At 69.4% G+C, this 21422-nt stretch carries 20 protein-coding genes and 1 tRNA gene; 10 read left to right on the top strand and 11 right to left on the bottom strand.

The features are described 5' to 3' along the window. Positions 1-39: 39 nt before the first annotated feature. Together BXA11_RS02440 and BXA11_RS02435 are read left to right on the top strand one after the other, a co-directional pair. The gene (locus BXA11_RS02440) at positions 40-633 is read left to right on the top strand and encodes a TetR/AcrR family transcriptional regulator (protein ID WP_239104831.1); all 594 of its coding nucleotides are present in this window, start codon (positions 40-42) and stop codon (positions 631-633) included. Positions 634-700: 67 nt separating this feature from the next. Next, positions 701-1870, top strand: a complete 1170-nt coding sequence (locus BXA11_RS02435; RefSeq protein WP_076432309.1) for an aromatic ring-hydroxylating oxygenase subunit alpha — start codon at positions 701-703, stop codon at positions 1868-1870. Positions 1871-1943: 73 nt separating this feature from the next. Here BXA11_RS02435 and coaE read toward each other — a convergent pair whose 3' ends face one another. From coaE to BXA11_RS02405, 6 genes are all read right to left on the bottom strand, one after another. Further along, positions 1944-2549: a dephospho-CoA kinase gene (gene coaE, locus BXA11_RS02430; protein WP_076432307.1), complete on the bottom strand. Its 606-nt coding sequence runs from the start codon at positions 2547-2549 to the stop codon at positions 1944-1946. Positions 2550-2559: 10 nt separating this feature from the next. Continuing rightward, entirely contained in the window at positions 2560-3027 is a 468-nt protein-coding gene (locus BXA11_RS02425; protein ID WP_076432481.1) for a GNAT family N-acetyltransferase, read from the bottom strand. 50 nt (positions 3028-3077) lie between these two features. Next, on the bottom strand, positions 3078-3701 hold the full coding sequence (locus tag BXA11_RS02420; RefSeq protein ID WP_076432305.1) for a dihydrofolate reductase family protein: 624 nt from the start codon (positions 3699-3701) through the stop codon (positions 3078-3080). Between the two features lie 66 nt (positions 3702-3767). Continuing rightward, a complete protein-coding gene (locus BXA11_RS02415; protein WP_076432303.1) occupies positions 3768-4778 on the bottom strand; it encodes an RNA polymerase subunit sigma-70 in 1011 nt (336 codons plus the stop codon). A 140-nt stretch (positions 4779-4918) separates the two neighbouring features. Further along, complete coding sequence (rpsA, locus tag BXA11_RS02410) at positions 4919-6385, bottom strand: 30S ribosomal protein S1 (protein WP_076432302.1); 1467 nt, start codon at positions 6383-6385, stop codon at positions 4919-4921. A 204-nt stretch (positions 6386-6589) separates the two neighbouring features. Beyond that, entirely contained in the window at positions 6590-7639 is a 1050-nt protein-coding gene (locus tag BXA11_RS02405; RefSeq protein ID WP_076432300.1) for a polysaccharide deacetylase family protein, read from the bottom strand. Positions 7640-7713: 74 nt separating this feature from the next. Here BXA11_RS02405 and BXA11_RS02400 point away from each other — a divergent pair, with 74 nt between their 5' ends. Next, positions 7714-8511, top strand: coding sequence for a DUF2127 domain-containing protein (locus tag BXA11_RS02400; RefSeq protein ID WP_076432298.1), 798 nt, complete (start codon positions 7714-7716; stop codon positions 8509-8511). A 129-nt stretch (positions 8512-8640) separates the two neighbouring features. On the opposite strand, the gene polA is transcribed toward BXA11_RS02400, so the two are convergent. Further along, positions 8641-11322: a DNA polymerase I gene (gene polA / locus BXA11_RS02395; RefSeq protein ID WP_076432296.1), complete on the bottom strand. Its 2682-nt coding sequence runs from the start codon at positions 11320-11322 to the stop codon at positions 8641-8643. Between the two features lie 97 nt (positions 11323-11419). On the opposite strand from polA, the gene BXA11_RS02390 reads away from it, so the two are divergent. The 6 genes from BXA11_RS02390 (at position 11420) to BXA11_RS02365 (ending at position 16994) form a co-directional block, all read left to right on the top strand. Continuing rightward, positions 11420-11800 (top strand): PaaI family thioesterase, encoded by a 381-nt coding sequence (locus BXA11_RS02390; protein WP_143734051.1) that lies wholly within the window; start codon positions 11420-11422, stop codon positions 11798-11800. Between the two features lie 473 nt (positions 11801-12273). Further along, complete coding sequence (locus BXA11_RS02385) at positions 12274-13560, top strand: branched-chain amino acid ABC transporter permease (RefSeq protein ID WP_239104830.1); 1287 nt, start codon at positions 12274-12276, stop codon at positions 13558-13560. 13 nt (positions 13561-13573) lie between these two features. After that, positions 13574-14563, top strand: coding sequence for a branched-chain amino acid ABC transporter permease (locus BXA11_RS02380; RefSeq protein WP_030510000.1), 990 nt, complete (start codon positions 13574-13576; stop codon positions 14561-14563). Further along, positions 14553-15482 (top strand): ABC transporter ATP-binding protein, encoded by a 930-nt coding sequence (locus tag BXA11_RS02375; RefSeq protein ID WP_076432290.1) that lies wholly within the window; start codon positions 14553-14555, stop codon positions 15480-15482. Before BXA11_RS02380 ends, BXA11_RS02375 begins: the two co-directional genes overlap by 11 nt. After that, positions 15479-16408, top strand: coding sequence for an ABC transporter ATP-binding protein (locus BXA11_RS02370; protein ID WP_239104829.1), 930 nt, complete (start codon positions 15479-15481; stop codon positions 16406-16408). The genes BXA11_RS02375 and BXA11_RS02370 overlap by 4 nt, the downstream gene beginning before the upstream one ends. A 106-nt stretch (positions 16409-16514) precedes the next feature. Then, positions 16515-16994 carry a hypothetical protein gene (locus BXA11_RS02365; protein WP_076432288.1) on the top strand — a complete coding sequence of 160 codons (480 nt, stop codon included), beginning with the start codon at positions 16515-16517 and terminating at the stop codon, positions 16992-16994. A 116-nt stretch (positions 16995-17110) separates the two neighbouring features. On the opposite strand, the gene BXA11_RS02360 is transcribed toward BXA11_RS02365, so the two are convergent. Together BXA11_RS02360 and BXA11_RS02355 are read right to left on the bottom strand one after the other, a co-directional pair. Then, positions 17111-18412 (bottom strand): ABC transporter substrate-binding protein, encoded by a 1302-nt coding sequence (locus tag BXA11_RS02360; protein ID WP_030509996.1) that lies wholly within the window; start codon positions 18410-18412, stop codon positions 17111-17113. 207 nt (positions 18413-18619) lie between these two features. Beyond that, positions 18620-19216, bottom strand: coding sequence for an ANTAR domain-containing response regulator (locus tag BXA11_RS02355; RefSeq protein WP_269321804.1), 597 nt, complete (start codon positions 19214-19216; stop codon positions 18620-18622). Between the two features lie 121 nt (positions 19217-19337). On the opposite strand from BXA11_RS02355, the gene BXA11_RS02350 reads away from it, so the two are divergent. Continuing rightward, a tRNA-Leu gene (locus BXA11_RS02350) sits at positions 19338-19411 on the top strand. A gap of 203 nt (positions 19412-19614) precedes the next feature. Here the strand turns inward: BXA11_RS02350 and BXA11_RS02345 are convergent. Both BXA11_RS02345 and BXA11_RS02340 read right to left on the bottom strand, forming a co-directional pair. Continuing rightward, on the bottom strand, positions 19615-20163 hold the full coding sequence (locus tag BXA11_RS02345) for a DUF3800 domain-containing protein (RefSeq protein WP_143734043.1): 549 nt from the start codon (positions 20161-20163) through the stop codon (positions 19615-19617). A gap of 62 nt (positions 20164-20225) precedes the next feature. Next, positions 20226-21404, bottom strand: a complete 1179-nt coding sequence (locus tag BXA11_RS02340) for a PucR family transcriptional regulator (RefSeq protein ID WP_076432284.1) — start codon at positions 21402-21404, stop codon at positions 20226-20228. Positions 21405-21422 lie beyond the last annotated feature (18 nt).

Below are 21422 nucleotides of genomic sequence, written 5' to 3'. Positions count from 1 at the left end.
CACTCACGCGACCTTCCTGCCGCCGCTAAGGTTGTGGAGATGAGCCCGAGGCCCGTGCGCGCGATGGACGCCGACGAGAAAGTCGACCGGCAGGCGCGGATCCTCGAGGCGGCGCTCCGGCTGCTGTCCCTGCAGGGCATCTCCGGGGTCAGCATGCGCGCCGTCGCACGCGAGGCCCGGGTCTCGCTGGGCCTGGTGAACTACCACTACGAGGACAAGACGAGCCTGATCCGAGCGGCCCTGCACCGCATCGAGGAGCAGGACATCGCACTGGTCGAGCCGGATCTCGCACTGGAACCGGAGGAGCGGCTGCGTGCCGCGCTGAAGCGGGTGGCCGATCCGGAGTTCCTGACGACGGAGTACCTGTCCCTGCGGCTTCAGCTCTGGGCGCTCGCCCAGGCCCACGAGGACTTCGAGCGCATCAACACGGAGGCCCAGAAACGCTACCGCGCCGGACTCGCCGCCCTCATCCATGCGGCCCGCCCCGAGCTGCCGGACGACGAGTGCGGCAGGCGGGCCGCCGACATCGACGTCATCCAGAACGGCCTGTGGCTCACGGCCCTGCTGGGGCTCGACCACGCCTCGATCAGCAGGAACGTCGCCCGCTGCGAGGAGATCGCACTCGCCGGCTGACCGACCGCTTTGAACGAACGTCCAGGAATACATTGAACGATCGTTCAGACGCTCGTATGCTCCCGCCATGGCATCAGTCACGATGGACGACGTACGCCGCGTCGGTACCGGATTCCACGAGGACCCCGCACGATCGATGTCGCTGCGGGCCGAGACGTACACCGACCCGCGGTGGCTCGACGTCGACATCCGGGCGATCTTCGCCCGCACCTGGCAGTGGATCTGCCACGTGGAGAAGCTCGCGTCCCCCGGCAGCTACGTGTCGGCCACCGTCGCCGACATGCCGATCGCGATCGTGCGCGATCGCGACGGATCGCTGCGCGCGTTCTACAACGTCTGCAAGCACCGCGCCCATGAGCTGCTCACGGGGTCCGGCACCACGCGCAACATCGTCTGCCCCTACCACGCGTGGACCTACGGCCTGGACGGGCAGCTGAAGGCGGCCCGCCGCGCCGACAAGATGGAGACCTTCGACAAGAACGAGATCTGCCTCGACCAGGTGCGGGTGGAGGAGTTCGGCGGCTTCGTCTACGTGAACCTGGACCCGGGCGCCGCACCCCTGGCCGAGCAGGCCGGAGATCTGGCGGCCGACATCGCCACGTGGGCCCCCGACGTGGCCGGGCTGACCCACGCGAAGCGGCTGACCTACGACATCGCGTCCAACTGGAAGAACGTCATCGACAACTTCCTGGAGTGCTACCACTGCCACATCGCCCACAAGGAGTTCGTCGACCTCGTCGACATGGACACCTACGAGGTGAAGACCCACGGCATCTGGTCGAGCCACTTCGCCGAGGCCGGCACGCAGGAGAACGCCGCGTACGACGTCGCGGGCGCGTCGGTCACGCAGCACGCGGTGTGGTGGCTGTGGCCCAACACCTGCCTGCTGCGCTACCCCGGCCGCGGCAACTTCATGGTCTTGCAGGTCATTCCGGCCGGTCCCGACCGCACCCTGGAGACCTGGGACTTCTACTTCGAGACGGCCGACCTGACGGACGCCGAGGTGGAGGCGGTGCGGTACATCGACGAGGTGCTGCAGCAGCAGGACATCTCCATCGTGGAGAGCGTCCAGCGGGGCATGAACACCCCGGCCTTCGACCAGGGCCGCATCGTCTACGACCCGTCCGGCTCCGGGCTGTCCGAGCACGGCGTGCATCACTTCCACGGCCTCGTCCTCGACGCCTACCGGTCGTGGATGGAAGGCGCCGCACCCGAGCGCGGCCTCGCCGTTTCCTGACCAGGCGCGGCGGCTTTACGTTGTAGATTCGCGGCGTCGGACGTCCGTGCGGAGCTCCGGCGTGGCGGCCCAGTCAGGCGCTCGGGGCGACCCGCTCACTCAGGTCCTGCCAGATCTTGTCGATCTGGGCCTCCAGGTCGTCCAGCGAACCCTCGTTGCGGATCACGATGTCGGCGATCCGCAGCCGGTCCTCGCGGGAGGCCTGCGCGGCGATCCGGGCGCGTGCGTCCGCCTCCGGCATGCCGCGAAACCGCAGCAGACGCTCCAGCCGCACCTCGTCCGGGGTGTCCACCACGATCACCACGTCGTACAGCGGGGCCAGGTTGTTCTCGGCCAGCAGCGGCACGTCGTAGACCACGACCGCGTCGTCGGGGGCCTCCCGCTGGAGTCGCTCGCTGCGCTCGCCCACCTTCGGGTGGACGATCCCGTTGAGGACCTTCAGCTTCTCGGCGTCGGCGAAGACGATCGCGCCGAGCCGTTCCCGGTCGAGCGTGCCGTCGGGGCGGAGTATGTCCTCGCCGAACGCCTCGACGATCTCCGCGAGCCCGGGGGTGCCCGGCTCCACGACCTCTCTGGCGATCTTGTCCGCGTCGACGACGACGGCGCCGCGGGCCGCGAGCCGGCGCGACACCTCGCTCTTGCCCGAGCCTATGCCGCCCGTGAGCCCAACTCTCAGCACGTGCCGCAGCCTATCGGGCGGGCTGGGGCTCCCGGCGCAGGTGGACCAGGGTCAGGTGATCCTGCACCCGCTCCCGCTGGGTCTCCCGGTAGCCGAGGCGGCGGTAGAGCCGCAGGTTCCCCTCCGACAGGTGCCCGGTGAACAGGTCGAACGCCGCCGCCCCCGGCACGGCCTCGTGCATCGCGGCCAGCAGCGCACTGCCGATGCCCTGCCCCTGCCGGTCGGGCGCGACCACGAGCCGGCCCACCAGGCAGGTCGAGCCGGACATCTTGCCCCGGACCGCCCCGACCACCCGCCCGCCGTCCGTCGCCTTCAGCACGACCGCCGTCTCGATCACCGTACGCACCTGGTCGAGCGACTCGACGAGCGGCGCGATGAACGGGTCGCCGTAGAGCTGTGCCTCGGTCACGTACGCGGCCCGCTGCAGGGTGAGGATCTCCCCCGCGTCCGCGGGCAGGGCCCTCGCGATCTCCACCACGAGGGCCACCCTATCGGCACACCCGCCTCCGCCGGGCGGGCCTCCGGGCGTCACTCGCCGCGGCCGGCCACCGCGTATCGCAGGATCACGTTGTCCGAGTCGTCCCTGCGCCGGGTCTCCAGAAGCCGCAGCGGCGGCACCGGCCCGCCGCCGAAGGCCGCGGTGCCTCCGCCCAGGACGGCGGCGCCGACCATGAGGTGCAGTTCGTCGACGAGCCCGGCGGCCAGCAGGTCGTTCCAGAGCGTCCGGCTGCCGAAGATCAGGATGTCCCCGCCTGGCCGGCTCTTGAGCTCCGCGACGGCCTTGTGCGCGTCGGCCCGCCGCACGATGGTCGTGGTGCCGGTCCACGGCGCCGTGTCCTCCTCGGTCAGCGAGTCGGACACCACGACCTTTCGCATCTCGTTGTTCCGCCGGCCGATCTCCCGGTGCAGGTCGGCCAGGCCGGGGTTGTTCGCCACCGCCGGGGACAGGGCGGGATCGGCAGCCACCGCAGGCCAGTACGCCTTGAAGCCCGTGTACGTCGTGGCGCCGAGCAGCAGCGTGTCGGCCGCCCGCTGCCGCTCGAGGTTGTGCGCGTCGAAGAAGTCGTCCATCGGCAGGGCCATGACGTCGCGGCCCGGCCCCTCGACGTACCCGTCGAGCGACATGACGGAGGAAACGATCAGCTTGCGCATGGTGTGCGTCCTTCGGGTCGGATGGTGAGAACCGTCACCCGATCAGAGACACCGGCCGCGCCCGATTCATCGGTCCTGCGGAGAAATTTCCGCGGGGACGGGGAAACGGCGGGTCACTTCGGGGTCGACGAAGCCGGCGATCCACGAGACCCGGCCGTCCCGCAGGCTCAGCACGTTGACCGCGCCCAGGCGGAACCGTTCCCCGTCGTACTGGTAACAGGCGAACGCGGGCTGCCCGTTCGCCGCGACGGGCAGCAGCCGCCATGGCGTGGCGAACACCCGCTCGGTCAGGAACCGGCCGACGTCCTCGCGGCCGTCGAACCAGGCAGGCAGCGGCGGCATGGTGAAGCGGGCGTCCTCGGACAGCAGGTCGAGCAGCGCGGGGACGTCGGCCCGCTCCCATGCCGTCATGAACGCGTTCACCAGCGCGCGGCGTCCGTCCGCGCCCACGGTGGCCAGCTCGGCCTGCTGGGAGCGCCTGGGCAGCCGCTCCCGTACGACCACGTGGGCACGCTGCAACGCGCTGTTCACCGACGCGGACGTGGTGCCGAGGATCTCGGCGGTCTCCGCCGCCGTGAACCCCAGCACCTCGCGCAGGATCAGCACGGCCCGCTGTGTGCCCGGCAGGTGGTGCAGCGCGGCGACGAAGGCGAGCTCGACGCTCTCCCGCCGCAGGTACGCCGCCGCCGGGTCGGGCTCGTCGTCCGCGGGCAGGTCGTCGGGCCACGGCTCGAGCCACACGGGCCCGGTCACCGGCTCCCCGAGGTCGCGGGTGCCGGAGCGGGCGGGGCCGTGGTCGGACGACAGCATCCGGCGGGGCCGCCGCGACGACAGCCGCAGGCAGACGTTGGTGGCGACGCGGAAGAGCCAGGTCCGCAGCGAGCTGCGGCCCTCGAAGCCGTCCAGTCCACGCCACGCCGCGAGAAGCGACTCCTGGAGCGCGTCCTCGGCGTCCTGGACCGAGCCGAGCATCCGGTAGCAGTGGGCGTAGATCTCCCTGCGATACCGCTCCACGAGTTGCCGGAACTCCGCCTCGTCTCCCGGCGGCTCCTGCGGTGATGCGGCGCGTTCGATCACGGACCCATCATGCCGCCACCGGGGCGGGATGTCCCCCGCACGGGAAGGACCGGCAGAAACGGCGAAAGGCCCCGCCGAAGCGGGGCCTTTCGTGGTGCTGTGGAGGACGTGGCCGTGACCTCCGGTCAGGAGACCGGGTGTCAGCTCTGGCCGCCCGCCAGCTTCTCGCGCAGCGCGGCGAGCGCCTCGTCGGAGGCGAGGGCGCCACCGCCGCTGGACGACTGCGTGCTGGTCTCGCCGCTGTAGGTCGACGGAGCGGCCTCGCTGGCCGCCGCCTCCTCCTGGCGGGCCTTCTCGATCTGCGAGCGGTGCGCCTCGAAGCGGGCCTGGGCCTCGGCGTACTGCCGCTCCCACTCCTCACGCTGCTTGTCGAAGCCCTCGAGCCACTCGCCGGTCTCGGCGTCGAAGCCCTCGGGGTAGATGTAGTTGCCCTGGTCGTCGTAGGTCGCCGCCATGCCGTACAGCGTGGGGTCGAACTCGACCTCGGCACCGACACCCTCGTTGGCCTGCTTGAGGGACAGCGAGATGCGGCGGCGGTCCAGGTCGATGTCGATGATCTTCACGAAGATCTCGTCGCCGACCTGCACGACCTGCTCCGGGATCTCCACGTGGCGCTCGGCCAGCTCGGAGATGTGGACCAGGCCCTCGATGCCCTCCTCGACCCGGACGAACGCACCGAACGGCACCAGCTTGGTGACGCGGCCGGGCACGACCTGACCGATCTGGTGGGTCCGGGCGAACTGCTGCCACGGGTCCTCCTGCGTCGCCTTGAGCGACAGCGAGACCCGCTCGCGCTCCATGTCGACGTCGAGAACCTCGACCGTGACCTCCTGGCCCACCTCGACGACCTCGGACGGGTGGTCGATGTGCTTCCAAGACAGCTCGGACACGTGCACCAGGCCGTCGACGCCGCCGAGGTCCACGAACGCACCGAAGTTGACGATCGAGGACACGACGCCCTTGCGGACCTGGCCCTTCTGGAGGGTGTTGAGGAACGTCTGGCGAACCTCGGACTGCGTCTGCTCCAGCCAGGCACGGCGGGACAGGACCACGTTGTTGCGGTTCTTGTCCAGCTCGATGATCTTGGCCTCGAGCTCGCGCCCGACGTACGGCTGCAGGTCGCGGACGCGACGCATCTCCACCAGGGAGGCGGGGAGGAAGCCGCGCAGACCGATGTCGAGGATCAGGCCACCCTTGACGACCTCGATGACCGTGCCGGTGACGATGCCGTCCTCGTCCTTGATCTTCTCGATCGTGCCCCACGCGCGCTCGTACTGGGCGCGCTTCTTGGACAGGATGAGGCGGCCTTCCTTGTCCTCCTTCTGGAGAACCAGGGCCTCGACGTGCTCTCCGACCTCGACGACCTCGGCCGGGTCGACATCGTGCTTGATCGAGAGCTCGCGCGACGGGATAACGCCCTCGGTCTTGTAGCCAATGTCGAGCAAGACCTCGTCTCGATCGACCTTGACAACGGTGCCTTCAACGATGTCTCCGTCGTTGAAGTACTTGATGGTCTCGTCGATCGCGGCGAGGAAGGCCTCCTCGGAACCGATGTCGTTGACCGCTACCTGCGGGGTGCTCGAGGTGGCCTCAGTGCTGCTCGTCATGTGTGGAATTGCTCCGAACCGGACAGATGTCGTTGTGACAGAAGCGCGGCGGGCCGTTTTTCGTTCACCGGATGCTGCTTTCCTGGAGCCACCAGATGACCGAGCGCGAGCCCGCTCCGTCCGTGACGCGCGCGAGCCCACAGCGCAGCGATCAGCATATGAGACGGAGCGAGCTGGGTCAATCCGAGGCAACCAGACGGACGCCTAGTAAGTGATCACCGACTTCGCCCGGGAAGGCGAGAGCGTTGCCCGGAGTTTACGCGGCACCGACACCCGGGCCGGATCCCCATCCGACGTGTAACGCTCTCCTGGATGTTTGTCGAGCCAGTCGAGCCAGTAGGTCGTGCACCAGCGCCGGCATTCGCCGTGTTTTCCGTTGGACTGGATCCTCGGGATCGCGTATCGCGGAAAACTTTTCGCGTACGGCGAAACGGCCGGCTGCGCCCCGGCCAGGAAGACGGCGTCGAAGTGGTAGCGGGTTCCGTCCCAGGTACCGTCGTGCGCCCTGCTCAGCTTCCTCGGCAGCGACCCGTACGGCAGCGCGAAGGTCGTGGAGGCCGGCACGCCGATCTTCTTCAGCAGCCGCTCCTGCCGGACGATCTGCTCGCCGACCTTCTTGTCGGAGAGCCGGCGGAGATCGGGATGGGAGTAGGTGTGGTTGGCCACCTCGAAGCCGTGGTCGAGCAGCCACTTCACCGCCTGCTTCTGCCGCTCCCGGTCACGCAGCCCGAAGGGGTCGCGGCCGACCCAGAAGGTGGCCGTGGGCCGGAAGTTCGGATACTTCGCCGCGACCTCGAAGATGATGCCCACGGCCGTGTCGTTCTTCGGCATGCCGTTCTGGTCCATGGCGAAGTGGCTGGGGTGGCCGTCGTCGAAGGTCAGGACGACGGGATGGGTCCCGGCCGGGATGTCGATCTTCCTTGCCACCAGTTCGGCCGCGGTGATCGGCACGTAGCCGTCCTTGGCCAGGCGCTCCAGTTCCTTGCGCAGCTGGGCGGGGGTCCGGTCGATGGACGCCAGCCGCTTGGGCAGGATGCGGTGGTACATGATCACGGGCACCAGGCCGGCCTCGTTCGCCTTGACCTTCCTGGCGGACTCGGCGGTCGCCTTCGGCGGGGCCGCACTGGGCGACGGCGACGGCGACCGCGGCGGCGCCACCCGCACCTGTGACCGTTCCTCGCCCGCGGACCGGGGCAGCAGCACGAGCGCGACAAGACCGATCACGACAACGACGACATTGGCGATTGCAGTCATTCGGGCAACGTTGCGCACAGTTATTTGACCTTACTGCCCGACGTGTCCGCATTCGCGTGTGTTGCAATTTTCCTGTGGACTGGAGCCTGCGTGCCTGCGGGCGGCACGGGCACGTCACCTACGCCCCGGACGAGGAGGCGCTGCGTAGCCGCCTGCGCGCCGATACCGCGCTGGGCGAGGCGTGGCGCTGCCTGCGCTGCGGCGACTTCACCCTGGGCCCGCCACGCGGGGCCGGGCCGGCCGGCGACGCGCCCGTCGTGCTGCGGGGCAGGGCGCTGCGGGACGCGACCGTGCTACGGCTGATCGCCGTCTTCCGCTGGGCCAAGGCCGTGCTCGTGATCGCGGGAGCGTACGGCGTGTGGCGGTTCCGCGCCCATCACGACGCCGTGCGGCGGGCGTTCGACCAGGACCTCCCGCTGGTCCGGCCGCTGGCCCACCAGTTCGGGTGGAACCTCGACCAGTCGGGCGTCGTGCACACGCTGCGGACCGCGCTGGGCGCGCGGACGACGACCCTCACCTGGATCTTCCTCGCCCTGCTCGCCCTCGCGGCCCTGCTGCTGACCGAGGGGGCCGGCCTGTGGCTGCTGAAGCGATGGGGCGAGTACTTCTCGGTGATCGTCACCTCGGCGTTCATCCCGGTGGAGATCTACGAGATCGCCGAGAAGGTGAGCCCGTTCCGGATCGTGCTCCTCTTGATCAACATCGCGGCCGTGCTGTACATCGCGTTGAGCAAGCGCCTGTTGGGGCTGCGCGGCGGGCGGGCGGCGTACGAGTCCGAGCGGCACCAGGCGAGCCTGCTGGAGGTCGAGCAGGCGGGCCTGGCCCTGGCCGGGCGGGACCACAGCCCCACCCGCCCGACCGGCCACCCCTGACCCGCCGCCCCGCGAGCCGGCCCCGCGAGCCGGCCCTGTGCGACGAGCCCCGGGTGGATGGCCCGTGTGGTGAGCCCCGTGTGATGTGCCCCGTGTGATGAGCCCGGCGAGCCCCCGAACGGGCCGGGGTCAGTGGCCGGCGTCCTCCCAGGTGGTCCCGACGCCCACGCTGACCTCCAGCGGCACGCTCAGGTCGTAGGCCCCGCACATCTGCGTGCGCACGACCTCGGTCAGCTCCTCCAGCTCGCCCGGCGCGACCTCGAACACCAGCTCGTCGTGCACCTGGAGCAGCATGCGGGAGCGCATGCCCTCGATCGCCTTCTGCACGTTCAGCATGGCGACCTTGATGATGTCGGCGGCCGAGCCCTGGATGGGCGCGTTGAGCGCCATCCGCTCGGCCATCTCCCGGCGCTGTCGGTTGTCGCTGGTCAGGTCGGGCAGGTAGCGGCGCCGGCCGAGGATGGTCTCGGTGTAGCCGTCCTTGCGGGCCTGGGCGACGATCGACTCCAGGTAGTCGCGGACACCGCCGAACTCCTCGAAGTACTCCTCCTTGAGCGCCCTGGCCTCCGCGACGGGGATGTTGAGCTGCCCCGACAGGCCGAAGTCGGACAGGCCGTAGGCCAGGCCGTAGTTCATGGCCTTGATCCGGGCGCGCAGGTCGGCGTCGACCTGCTCCGGGGGCAGGTCGAAGACGCGGGACGCGGTGGCCTGGTGGAAGTCGTGCCCCGACTCGAAGGCCGAGATCAGCGACTCGTCCCGGGACAGGTGGGCCATGATCCGCAGCTCGATCTGGCTGTAGTCGGCCGTCAGCAGCGTGTCGTAGCCCTCCCCCACCACGAAGCCCTTGCGGATGCGCCGGCCCTCGACCGTGCGGATCGGGATGTTCTGCAGGTTGGGCTTCTCGCTCGACAGCCGCCCGGTGGCCGCCACGATCTGGTTGAACGTGGTGTGGATCCGCCCGTCGTCGGCGATCTCCTTGATCAGGCCCTCGACCGTGGTGCGCAGCTTGGTCTGGTCGCGGTGGCGCAGCAGGATCACCGGCAACTCGTTGTCGGTCTGCTGGGCCAGCCAGGCGAGCGCGTCGGCGTCGGTCGTGTAACCCGTCTTGATCTTCTTGGTCTTGGGCAGGCCGAGCTTGCCGAACAGGATCTCCTGCAACTGCTTGGGCGAGCCGAGGTTGAACTGCTCGCCGACCGCCTGGTGGGCGGCCTCGACCGCCTGCTTGACGGCCGCGCCGAACTCGGCCTCCAGCGCCGCGAAATACTGCCGGTCGGCGGCGATGCCGGCCCTCTCCACCTGGGCCAGCACCCGCACCAGCGGGAGCTCGACCTCGGTCACCAGCCGGGTGCCGCCGCGCTTGGACAGGTGGGCCTCCAGCGCGTCGGCCAGGTCGCACACGGCCTGGGCGCGCAGCGCCAGGTCCCGGGCCGCGCCCTCGTCGGCGTCCTCGAACAGGGAGGTCTGCCCGCCGGGCGCGGACTCCGCCCGCAGCTCGCGGTGGAGGTAGCGCAGCACCAGGTCCTCCAGCGGGAACGACCGCTGCCCCGGCATCGCCAGATACGCGGCGAGCGCCGTGTCGCAGGTGAGGCCACGCAGGTCGAGGCCGTGCGCCCACAGCGCGAGCAACGGCCCCTTGGCGTCGTGCACGGCCTTCGGCCGGTTCTCGTCGGCCAGCCAGGCGGCCAGCGCCGCCTCGTCCTCCTCAGTGAGGCGCGTGGGGTCGAGATAGGCGGCGCCGTCCGGCCCGGCGATCGCGACGCCCTCCAGCCCCCCGGTGCCGCTGCCGTAGACGCCCTTGAAAGCCAGCCCGGCGCGGGCCTCGGGGAGGGCGGCCAGCCAGCCGGCCACCTGGCCCGGCTCCAGCACGGTCACCTCGAGCTCGAAGCCCTCGCCCGCCTCCGGCTCGGTGGTGCCGAGGGTCTTGAACAGGCGCTCGCGCAGCTCGCCGCGGATCTGCAGCGCGTCGAGGAGCTTGTTGACCTCCTCGCGGTCCCACAGGCCCATGGTCAGCGCGGCCACCTCGGCGTCGACCGGGGCGTCGCGCTTCAGCTCGGTCAGCATCCGGTTGTGGATCACCTGGCCGAGGTGCTCGCGCAGCTTGTCGCCGACCTTGCCCTTCACCTCGTCGGCCCGCCGGACCAGCTCGTCGAGCGAGCCGTACTCCACGATCCACTTGGTGGCGGTCTTCTCGCCCACGCTCGGGATGCTCGGCAGGTTGTCGCTCGGGTCGCCGCGCAGTGCCGCGAAGTCGGGGTACTGCGCCGGGGTGAGGCCGTACTTCTCCATGACGGCGCCGGGGGTGAAGCGGGTCATGTCGCTGATGCCCCGCCTGGTCATCAGCACCGTGACCTTGTCGTCGACGAGCTGGAGCGCGTCGCGGTCGCCGGTCACGATGAGCACGTTCATGTCCTCGGCGGACGCCCGGGTCGCCAGCGTCGCGATCAGGTCGTCCGCCTCGAAGCCGGGCACCGACAGGCGCGGGATGCGCAGCGCGTCGAGCAGTTCGAAGATGAGCTGCATCTGCCCGCGGAAGTCCTCGGGGGTCTCCGCCCTGTTGGCCTTGTAACCGTCGTACGCCTCGTGCCTGAAGGTCGGCTCGCTCCGGTCGAAGCACACCGCGACGTGACTCGGCTGCTCGTCGCGCAGGATGTTGGCCAGCATCGAGGTGAAGCCGTACACCGCCTCGGTGTGCTGACCGTCGGTGGTCATGAGGTTCGCGTCCTTCAACGCGTAGAACGCGCGATAAGCAAGAGAATGCCCGTCCAGGAGCAGCAGACACGGACGGGTGGGGGTCGCTTCACTCTTCGGCACATCCGCAGCCTAGTCTCCCTGTACGACAGAAACCCGTGCTCTTCCCACAGGAGGCGTCCCCTTGACCTTGACGAATCCCGAGGAGTTCGTGGCGTCGATGAACGCCCCTGGGGACCACCTGCACCAGCGGATGGGCCTCGAGATCCTGGAGGCCAGCGCCGAGCGGGTGGTCGGCCGCATGCCCGTCAAGGGCAACACCCAGCCGCACGGGCTTCTGCACGGCGGCGCGTCCTGCGTGCTGGCAGAGACCCTCGGCTCGACCGGCGCCGCCCTGCACGCCGGCCCGGGCAGGATCGCCGTCGGCATCGAGATCAACGCCACCCACCACCGGTCCGCCACCTCGGGGCACGTCACCGCCGTCGCCACCCGCGTGCACGGCGGGCGCACGCTCGCGACGTACGTCATCGAGATCACCGACGACGCGGGCCGGGCGGTCTGCACAGCCCGCCTGACCTGCATGCTCAGGGACGCCGGCTGAGACCGCGCGGCTCGCGGGCCGCGCTCCCCCGCGGGCCGGCCGGGCAAGCACCACGAAAACCACATACGACGTGTTGGGCCTCATAACGGAACGGCTTGCGACTCTCTTTGCACGGGAGTCGCTCCGGTCGCTACCGTTGTGGCTCCAGAGCCCGTGGGAAGACCGAGTAGACAACGTGCGGAGCCGGGGAAGCTGTGTACGGTCCCAAAGGTCCTCCCACGGGCTCACGCTTTTCCTCGGCGGCGATCCTCCAGCCCCTACAGCAGTGATCCTTCAGTTGACTCCTTACATGCCCTGACCTGCGAAGCCTTTCTCACGTCAGTGACACACCATGGTCACCAATTGGTGACGAACGACCCCGAAACGGGCGTCTCAGGCTTATGCTCCGGCCACAACATCGCAGCAACCTGGACGATGTTGCGCGTCCGCAGTGGGGGCACGACCCCGCCAAGACCTGAACAGAGGGAGCACCATTGCGCAGAGCCGTGATCGCGTTCACGGCCTTCCTGGGTGGACTCGTATTTCTCCTCTCCTCCCCCGCCTGGGCGGACGGGGAGGCGTTGAAGGGCACACTCCAAAACCAAGGCCAGCCGGTGAACGGCGTGAAGATCAGCGTGGCAGGCGAAGACGGCAAACCCGTCGGAGACGCCACCACGGGTTCGGACGGCAAGTGGGAGGTGCCGGTCCCCGAGGCGGGCACATACAAGGTCACACTTGACCAGTCGACGCTCCCGCAAGGGGTCGGGCTGAAGTTCAAGGACCGGGCCACCCTGAACGTCCAGGTCTACGAGGGAAGCGAGCGCAACGTCCTGTTCGCCCTCGCCCCCGCCGGCCAGCAGGGCGGGGGCGCCGCGCAGTCCTCGTCGGACTCCTCCTCCTTCTGGGACCGGGTCGCCCAGCTCACCTTCGAGGGCTTCAACCTCGGGCTCATCATCGCCCTCGCGGCCATGGGCCTGTCCCTGGTGTTCGGCACCACCGGGCTCACCAACTTCGCCCACGGCGAGTTGCTCACGTTCGGCGCGATGTGCGCCTACTTCTTCAACGTGGTCCTGGGAATCCCGCTCGTCCTCGCCGCGGTGATCTCGGTGGTGATCGGCGGGGTCTTCGGATACACCCAGGACCGGTTCTTCTGGGGAGTGCTGCGCAAACGGGGCAGCAGCTTGGTCGCGATGATGATCATCTCGATCGGCCTCGCCCTCTTCCTCCGCTACGTCTTCCTGTTCTTCTTCGGCGGCGAGGGCGCTCCGTTCGCGGACTACAACGCCCAGCCCGGCATCCAGGTGGGCCCGATCTCCGCCGCGCCGAAGAACTTCATCGCGATGGGCATCGAGCTCGCCGTGCTCGTGATCGTCGGGCTCGCGCTCCTCAAGACGCGCGTCGGCAAGGCGGCCAGGGCCGTCGCCGACAACCCCGCGCTGGCGGCCTCCTCCGGCATCAACGTCGACGGCGTCATCCGGATCATCTGGACCGTCGGCGGCGCCGTCGCGTCGCTCGCGGGCGTCATGCTCGGCCTGTCGCAGAACGTCAGCTACCAGATGGGCTTCCAGATCCTGCTGCTCGTCTTCGCGGGAGTCACCCTCGGCGGCCTCGGCACCGCCTTCGGCGCCCTCGTCGGCTCCATCGTCGTCGGCCTGTTCATCCAGCTGTCCACCGTCGTGGTGCCGACCGAGCTGAAGACCGTCGGCGCGCTGCTGGTGCTCATCCTCGTCATGCTCTTCCGGCCACAGGGCATCCTCGGCCGGCGCGAGCGCATCGGCTGATCGGAGACCACACGTGGACTGGAACACCATTTTCGTCACCACGGTCAAGGCCTCGATCGGCCTGGAGACCGTCGTCTACGCGCTCGCCGCGATCGGCGTCAACATCCAGTTCGGCTACGCCGGGCTGCTGAACTTCGGCCAGGCGGCCTTCCTCGGCGTCGCCGCGTACGGCATGGCCGTCACCGTGGCCACCTTCCACCTGCCGTTCTGGCTCGGCATCCTGATCGGGCTGGCGGCCACCATCGTGCTGGCCTTCCTGCTGGGCATCCCCACCCTGCGGCTGCGCGCCGACTATCTCGCCATCGTCACCATCGCGGCGGCCGAGATCGTCCGGCTCATCTTCAGGTCGGTCAAGTTCAGCAGCGTCTTCGGCGGCTCGGACGGCCGGCAGAACTTCTCCGGCGACTTCTTCGCGATGAACCCCTACTCCCCCGGCACGTACGGCATCGGCCCGATCAGCTTCAACGAGCGGGTGACGTGGGTGCTGACCGTCGGCTGGGTGCTCATCGCGATCGCCTGCGGGCTGGTCTACCTGCTCATGAAGAGCCCCTGGGGCCGCGTGCTCAAGGCCATCCGCGAGGACGAGGACGCCGTGCGCAGCCTCGGCAAGAACGTCTTCTCCTACAAGATGCAGGCGCTCGTGCTCGGCGGCGTGGTCGGCTGCCTCGGCGGCTTCCTGTTCGCGCTCGGCCAGGCGTCGGTGCAGCCCGACCTGTTCAGCACGGAGTTCACCTTCTACGCGTACACGATCGTGATCCTCGGCGGCGCGGCCCGCGTCTTCAGCCCCGTCGTCGGCGCCGCGATCTTCTGGGTGCTGCTGGTCTTCGTCGGCAACACGCTCAGCGAGGCCGTGAGCGCCGGGCTGCTCCCCTCGTTGTTCACCGTGAACAACATCGGCGCGGTCCGCTTCATGCTGGTCGGTCTCGGCCTGATGCTCCTGCTCATCTTCCGGCCGCAGGGCATCTTCGGTGACAAGAGGGAGATCGCGCTCGATGCACGCTGACACCACCCCGGGCAGGAAAGCGGCGGCGCTGGCCGCCTTCGCGGGCCTCGACCAGGAGCCCGGCGTGCCCAAGCCCGATCCCATCCTCGTCGTCGACAAGGTCGTACGCCGGTTCGGCGGCCTCACCGCCGTCGACGTCGACCACGTGGAGGTCCAGCGCGGGTCGATCACCGCGCTGATCGGCCCGAACGGCGCCGGCAAGACCACGTTCTTCAACCAGCTCACCGGCTTCGACAGCGCCGACGAGGGGTCCTGGACGTTCAACGGCAAGCAGCTCAAGGGCGTGCCCGCCCACCGGGTGGCCCGTGCGGGCATGGTCCGCACGTTCCAGCTCACCAAGGCCCTGTCGAAGCTCACCGTGATGGAGAACATGCGGCTCGGCGCGCAGAACCAGCGCGGCGAGAACTTCTTCCGCGCGCTGGTCCCGGGCAGCTGGCGCCGTCAGGAGGACGAGATCACCGAGCGCGCCGAGGAGCTCCTCGAGCGCTTCAAGCTCGACGCCAAGCGCGACGACTTCGCCGGCTCGCTGTCCGGCGGCCAGCGCAAGCTGCTGGAGATGGCGCGCGCCCTCATGGTCGGTCCCGAGCTGGTCATGCTGGACGAGCCCATGGCGGGCGTGAACCCGGCCCTGACCCAGTCGCTCCTCGGGCACGTGAAGGACCTGCGCGAGGAGGGCATGACCGTGCTCTTCGTGGAGCACGACATGGACATGGTCCGCGACATCAGCGACTGGGTGATCGTGATGGCCCAGGGCGCCGTGATCGCGGAGGGGCCGCCGGACACCATCATGTCGGACCCGCGCGTGATCGACGCCTACCTGGGCGCCCACCACGACGCGCCGATGTCCAGCGAGGAGTTCGAGGAGCAGCTGCAGGAGGCCGAGGCCGAGCTGGAGTCCGAGATCGAGGAGAAGGCATGAGCGCCCCCACGCCGGAGAACCCCGCAGAGCCGGACCGCACGCCCACGCCGGACGAGGCCGACCGGCAGGACCGCACCGGCACGCCGGACGTCGCCACGGCGGACGGCGGCGTGCCCGCGCCCGTCGCGGCGGCGGACGAGGACGGCGCCGAGCCCGTCTCGGGGGCGGCCGTCGTCGACCGCTCCGACCACCTCGCCGGGGCCGAGAACGCGCTGCTGCGGGCCGACGAGCTGTACGCCGGCTACATCCCCGGCGTCAACATCCTCAACGGCGCCGACCTGTACGTGAAGAAGGGCGAGCTGATCGGCATCATCGGCCCGAACGGCGCCGGCAAGTCGACCCTGCTGAAGACCCTGTTCGGGCTCGTGCCGGTGCGCAGCGGCTCGGTCACCCTGAACGGCGAGGACATCACCAGCCTCAAGGCGCACTCGCTCGTGGCCCGCGGGGTCGGCTACGTCCCGCAGACGAACAACGTCTTCCCCAGCCTCACCATCGAGGAGAACCTGGAGATGGGCGCCTTCCAGGTGCCCGGCAAGTTCAAGGAGCGGTTCGAGTTCGTCTGCGAGATCTTCCCCGCCCTCCGGGAGCGCCGTAAGCAGCGCGCCGGCTCGCTGTCCGGCGGTGAGCGGCAGATGGTCGCCATGGGCCGGGCGCTCATGACCGAGCCGTCGGTCCTGCTCCTGGACGAGCCGTCCGCGGGTCTGTCGCCCAAGCTGCAGGACCTGGTCTTCATCCAGGCCCAGCAGATCAACAAGGCCGGCGTGACCGTGATCATGGTGGAGCAGAACGCGCGCCGCTGCCTGCAGATCTGCCACCGCGGCTACGTGCTCGACCAGGGCCGCAACGCCTACATGGCCAGCGGCCGCGACCTGATCAACGACCCGAAGGTCATCCAGCTCTACCTGGGCACGCTCGCCCGGGCCTGAGCCGCTCGCACGAGGGCCCCGGCGGAGGAGTCCGCCGGGGCCCTCGTCGTATGTCTGTGACCTGATCTCCATCTGATCGGCGACCGCGGGGGCGACAATGGGCCGTATGACCCGAACCCCCCTCCGCACGGCACTGGTCGCCTCGGCGCTCGCGGTGGGCCTGTCCGCCTGCCAGTCGCCGTCCCCGGAGCCCGACGCGTCGCCGGGCGCCGCTGTCTCGTCCATGAGCACCGCGTACGGGAAGACCAGCGGCGCGGTCTACGTCACCGGTGCGAAGGCCGGAGACGACCCCTGCGCCCGCGTGGTGTCCGCCATCGGCTATCTGGGGCTGTCGCTGCTGCCGGCGGGGCAGGAGGACGCCCAGCACTGGGATGGGGACGTACGCGGCCGTTTCGGCTATCTGCGCGGCACCCTGGCGATGTACGGCCCGCACCTGCCGGCCTCGGCCTCGGCGGCCGTCACGACCATCGACGGGCTCGCCGAGACCCTGTCCCGGGCCGGCACGGCCGGTTCCCGCCGTACGGACCTGCTCCGCCGGTATCGCAAGGCGTCCGCCGCCGTCCTCACCGCCTGCGGCCGTTCCTGACCCCCTGCGGCGCGTTCCTGACCTCCTGCGGCAAGACGCCTGCTTCTCCACGTCCCAGCAAGCTCCGGGGACGCGGAAGGGCCCGCTCCATGGGAGCGGGCCCCTCGTGCTCGCTATCAGCCGGCGATCTTGCCGGTGTTGAAGGCGATGTTCTTGTTGGTGTTGTCGGCGCCGTACTCGTAGATGCCGATCGTCGCCTCGGCCGGGTCACCGGCCTCGTTGAACTCGATCGGGCCGGACGCGCCGTCGAAGTCGATGTCCTTGCCCGCCGTCAGCAGGTCGTTGCAGGACTTGAAGTCCTTGCACTTCTCCCCGCCGGTGGAGACCTCGGCCAGGTGGGCCGCGATGTCCGCGGGAGCGTCGCTCTTGGCGGCGATCGCCGCGAGCGCGGTCAGGATCGTCGCGTCGTACGACTCGGGACCGTAGTTGTAGTCCTTCAGGTTCGGGTCGATCGTCTTCAGCTTGGCCTTGAAGTCGTCGGAGACCTGGGCGCCCGGCTGGGTGCCCTTGGCGCCGTCGAGCGTGCCCTTGGGGAAGCCGTCCTTGCCCGTGCCGTAGTTGGACAGGTTGCCGTCGACGAAGTAGTACTTCACCTTCTTGGCGGTCAGGCCCTGCTTGACGAGCTCAGGAATGATCTTCTTGGTCTCGTCGAAGCCGATCAGCGCGACGGCCTTCGGGTTGGCTTCCTTGATCTTGGCGACGTCCGCCGAGTAGTCGGCCGCCTTCGGGTCGTAGATGACCTTTTCCACGACCTGGCCGCCGCCGCCCTCGACCGCCTTCTGCACGTTGTCCGCGAGGCCGGTGCCGTACGCGTCCTGGAGGGCCAGGATGCCGACCGTGTCGTTGCCGTCGGCGAGGATGAGGTCGCCGAGGACACGGCCCTGCAGCACGTCCGGCGGAGCCGTACGGAAGTACAGGCCCTTGTCGTTGTACGTGGTGAACTGGTCCGAGGTGTTCGCCGGCGAGATCTGGACAACGCCCGCACCGGTGATCTTGTCGATGACCGACAGCGACACCGAGGACGAGGCGGCACCGATGACCACGTCGGCCTTCTGCTGCAGCAACTTGTCGACAGACTGGGACGCAATGTTGGTCGACGTGTCACCCGAGTCGGTGTCGATCTGAGTCACCGGCTTGCCGAGGACACCACCGGCGTCGTTGATCTCCTTGACCGCCAGCCCGACACCCGCGAACTCCGGCGGGCCGAGGAAGGCGAGCGAGCCGGTCTGCGGCAGCAGCGTGCCGACGGTGAGAACGCCATCGCCCTGGGCGGTGGCGGCAGCGGGTGCCGAGGACTCGGCCGCCGGCGCCGAGGAAGCCGGCGCGGCGCTGTCCTCACCACCGCCACAGGCCGTCAGCGCGAGGCTGGCGGCTGCGGCGACGGCCAGCGCCCGCCCGAGGGGGGCAATGCGGATCATGAAGCATCTCCTTCATCCAGGCCCGGGAATCGTCAGCGCTCCCGACTGGTCCCGATCGAATGGCTGAAAGGTACATAGGCGGGGCATGCCCCGACCAGGGATGCATCAGAACTGTCCGCACTTGGATGCGGAGTCGTAATAACTCCTCAACTTAGCGGGACGGCCCCTGACCAGGAGTCTTCTTCTCCGCGATCAGCAGGGCGACGATCAGGCGGGTGGCTGGACCTCGCCGCCGTTCTCGTTGACCACGACCTGGGCCACCTGGCGCATGCTCATGCGCCGGTCCATCGACGCCTTCTGGATCCACCGGAAGGCCTGCGGCTCGGTCCACCCGTGCTGGGCCATGAGCAGGCCCTTCGCCCGTTCCACGAGCTTCCTGGTCTCCAGCCGCTCCGACAGCGTGGAGACCTCCTTCTCCAGCGCGGCGAGCTCCTCGTGCCGGCTGACCGCCATCTCGATGGCCGGCACCAGGTCGCCCTTGGTGAACGGCTTGACCAGGTAGGCCATCGCGCCCGCGTCCCTGGCCCGTTCGACCAGGTCTCGCTGCGAGAACGCGGTGAGGATGAGGCACGGCGCTATGCGTTCCGAGACGATGCGCTCGGCCGCGGAGATCCCGTCGAGCACGGGCATCTTGACGTCCAGGATCACCAGATCTGGGCGGAGCTCCACGGCGAGTTTGACCGCCGTCTCGCCGTCGCCGGCCTCGCCGACCACGGCGTAACCGTCCTCTTCGAGCATCTCCTTCAGGTCGAGGCGGATCAGCGCCTCGTCTTCCGCGATCACCACTCGCCGCTGCGTACTCACGCACAAGAGGTTACCGACGTCCGCTACATTAGGACCACGGCAGGGGATGCCCTAAGCGATCTCGAAGCAAGATCGACTGCTGTGTGGTACCCATTGCCAAAACCGGACAAATCCGGAAATAGCCCCGATAGACCAATCGGCAGAGTCGATGGCCTCAAAATCCATTCAGTGTGGGTTCGAATCCCACTCGGGGCACTTGCGCCAAAAGTGGCCCCCTGAGAAGCCACCAGAACGACGAGGGGGCGTGGTTGCGCTCCAGCCGTATGCGGTGACATACTGTGACCGCCGGGCCCCGCTGGGGCCGCGGAAGTGAGGCCGGGATCTCCCGATGGAATCGGGCGCCCGGCCTTCGCGGTTTCCGGCTTCGCGGTTTCCAGACCGGACACCACGAGGAACGGTCACAGGAACTCGATCATCTGCCGGATGATGTCGAAGCTCTCACCCTCGCCGCCGAGCCACCACACGACGCTGCCCACGAGTACGTCGGCGAGCCAGAGCAGCGGCTCATCCGTCGATCTCCTCCACTGCGCTCGCAGGCCTCGCTCGACTCGACCGGCCCCGCGGAGCGCGTCCACCAATGCGCGGTCTCGTCTGTCGTGCCATTGGTCTCGCGTCTCGATGCAGACCGTCTCCACCTTCTGCTGAGACAGCTCGCACAGGAGCCTGTCCAGACAGATGCGCCTCGCTCGCTCCGCTTTGCCGTTCTCCGGATAAATGTCCACTACGACCATGGCCCGCAACGGCATCCTCGCCACGGCCTCGGCGATGAGCACGTGACGAGCGGGAGATTCATCCCGCCAGTGAATCGTCTGGCTCCTGCCGACCCTCAGCCCCAACATCCGCTCTCGTAACTCCGCGCAGACATGCTCCTCCAGCAGGACGGCCGCCAAGGCGTACACGTAGGCGTCACCGCTCCTGCGCCGCATGCTTTCGTCGATGAACGCCAAGAGAGCCACAGTGGGCCAGATGATACGCGCTGTAAGCGGCACATCACACTGAGTGCAGGAGATCAGGTGCCGGGGAGGAGGCGGACGGCGTCGAGGGCGAGGGAGAGCTCGACCACGTCCAGGGGACGGGCCAGCGACCGGCCGGTGAGCTGCTCGATGCGGCGCACGCGGTTGAAGACGGTGTTGCGGTGGCAGTAGAGCTCGACCGCCGCCCGGACGGCCGACCCCTCGCAGCGCAGCCACGCCTCCAGTGTCGCGAGCAGCACGCCGCCGTCGGGCGAGGCGATGATCGGGCCGAGGACGCCGCCCGCGAGGTGCCCGGCCAGCTCCGGCTGGCAGACCACCAGGGCGGCGGGCAGCCGCCGGTCGAGCCGCGCGATCTCCGGCGCGGTCCCCGAGCAGGTGCGCATGGCCACCTCCGCCAGCCGCCGGGCCGTGCCGAGGTCGGCGAGGCTCTCCACCACCGGGCTGACGCCGGCGCTCGCGCAGACGACCGGGGTGATCGCGGCCACCAGGTCGTCCAGCTCCCGGTCGCCGAGGTACACCACGGCCATCTCCAGGTCCGGGCGCATGCGCCATAGGAAGCGCAGCCCGCCGATCTCGTCGGGGCGGTGCACCCGGTCGGGCTGCGCGGGCAGCCGCGTTGTGACGACCGCATAGCGGCCGTGCTCCGGTAGGCCGAGTGCCCCGGCCGCCACGCCCGCCACCGCCGGGTCGGCGCGGCCCTCCAGGAGCGCGTCGAGCATGGCGTTGACGCGCTGGTTGGTCCGCCCGAGCAGCTCGTTCTCCCGGCGGCGGTAGGCGTCGGCCGCCGCCACGGCCTGACGGTCGATGGCGTGCCACACGTGGGTGGCGCTGCGCAGCAGGGCGGGCAGCCGCTCCTGGCCCTGGTCGCCGATGATGTCGATGACGCCGTTCCAGGTGACCTGCGCGGCCAGGCGGTAGCTGCGCATGAGGGAGTCCAGCGGGAGCCCGAACTCGGCCCGCCTTCGCCCGACCGTCTGGGCGTACGCGACGTCGCGCCGCTCGTGCCGGGGCTGCAGGATCGCGGTGATGCCCACGCGCAGCCCCTCGTGGGTGCTCTTCCAGTGGTCCTCGAAGGGGACCGTCATGCGGTAGGCCTCGTCGCTGTCCCTGCCGCGCTTCACCAGCTCGTCGGCGAGCTCGGGGAGCCGTTCCAGCAGGCCTGCGGCGGAGGTCCGCAGCAGTTCCCGGACCTCGGCGTCCGTCCTGGACCTCATGCCCCGAATGTGCCAGCC

Origin of the sequence: Microbispora rosea, assembly GCF_900156315.1 — a bacterium.
Taxonomy (GTDB): Bacteria; Actinomycetota; Actinomycetes; order Streptosporangiales; family Streptosporangiaceae; genus Microbispora; species Microbispora rosea.
This window is presented reverse-complemented; position numbering and strand designations above follow the sequence as displayed.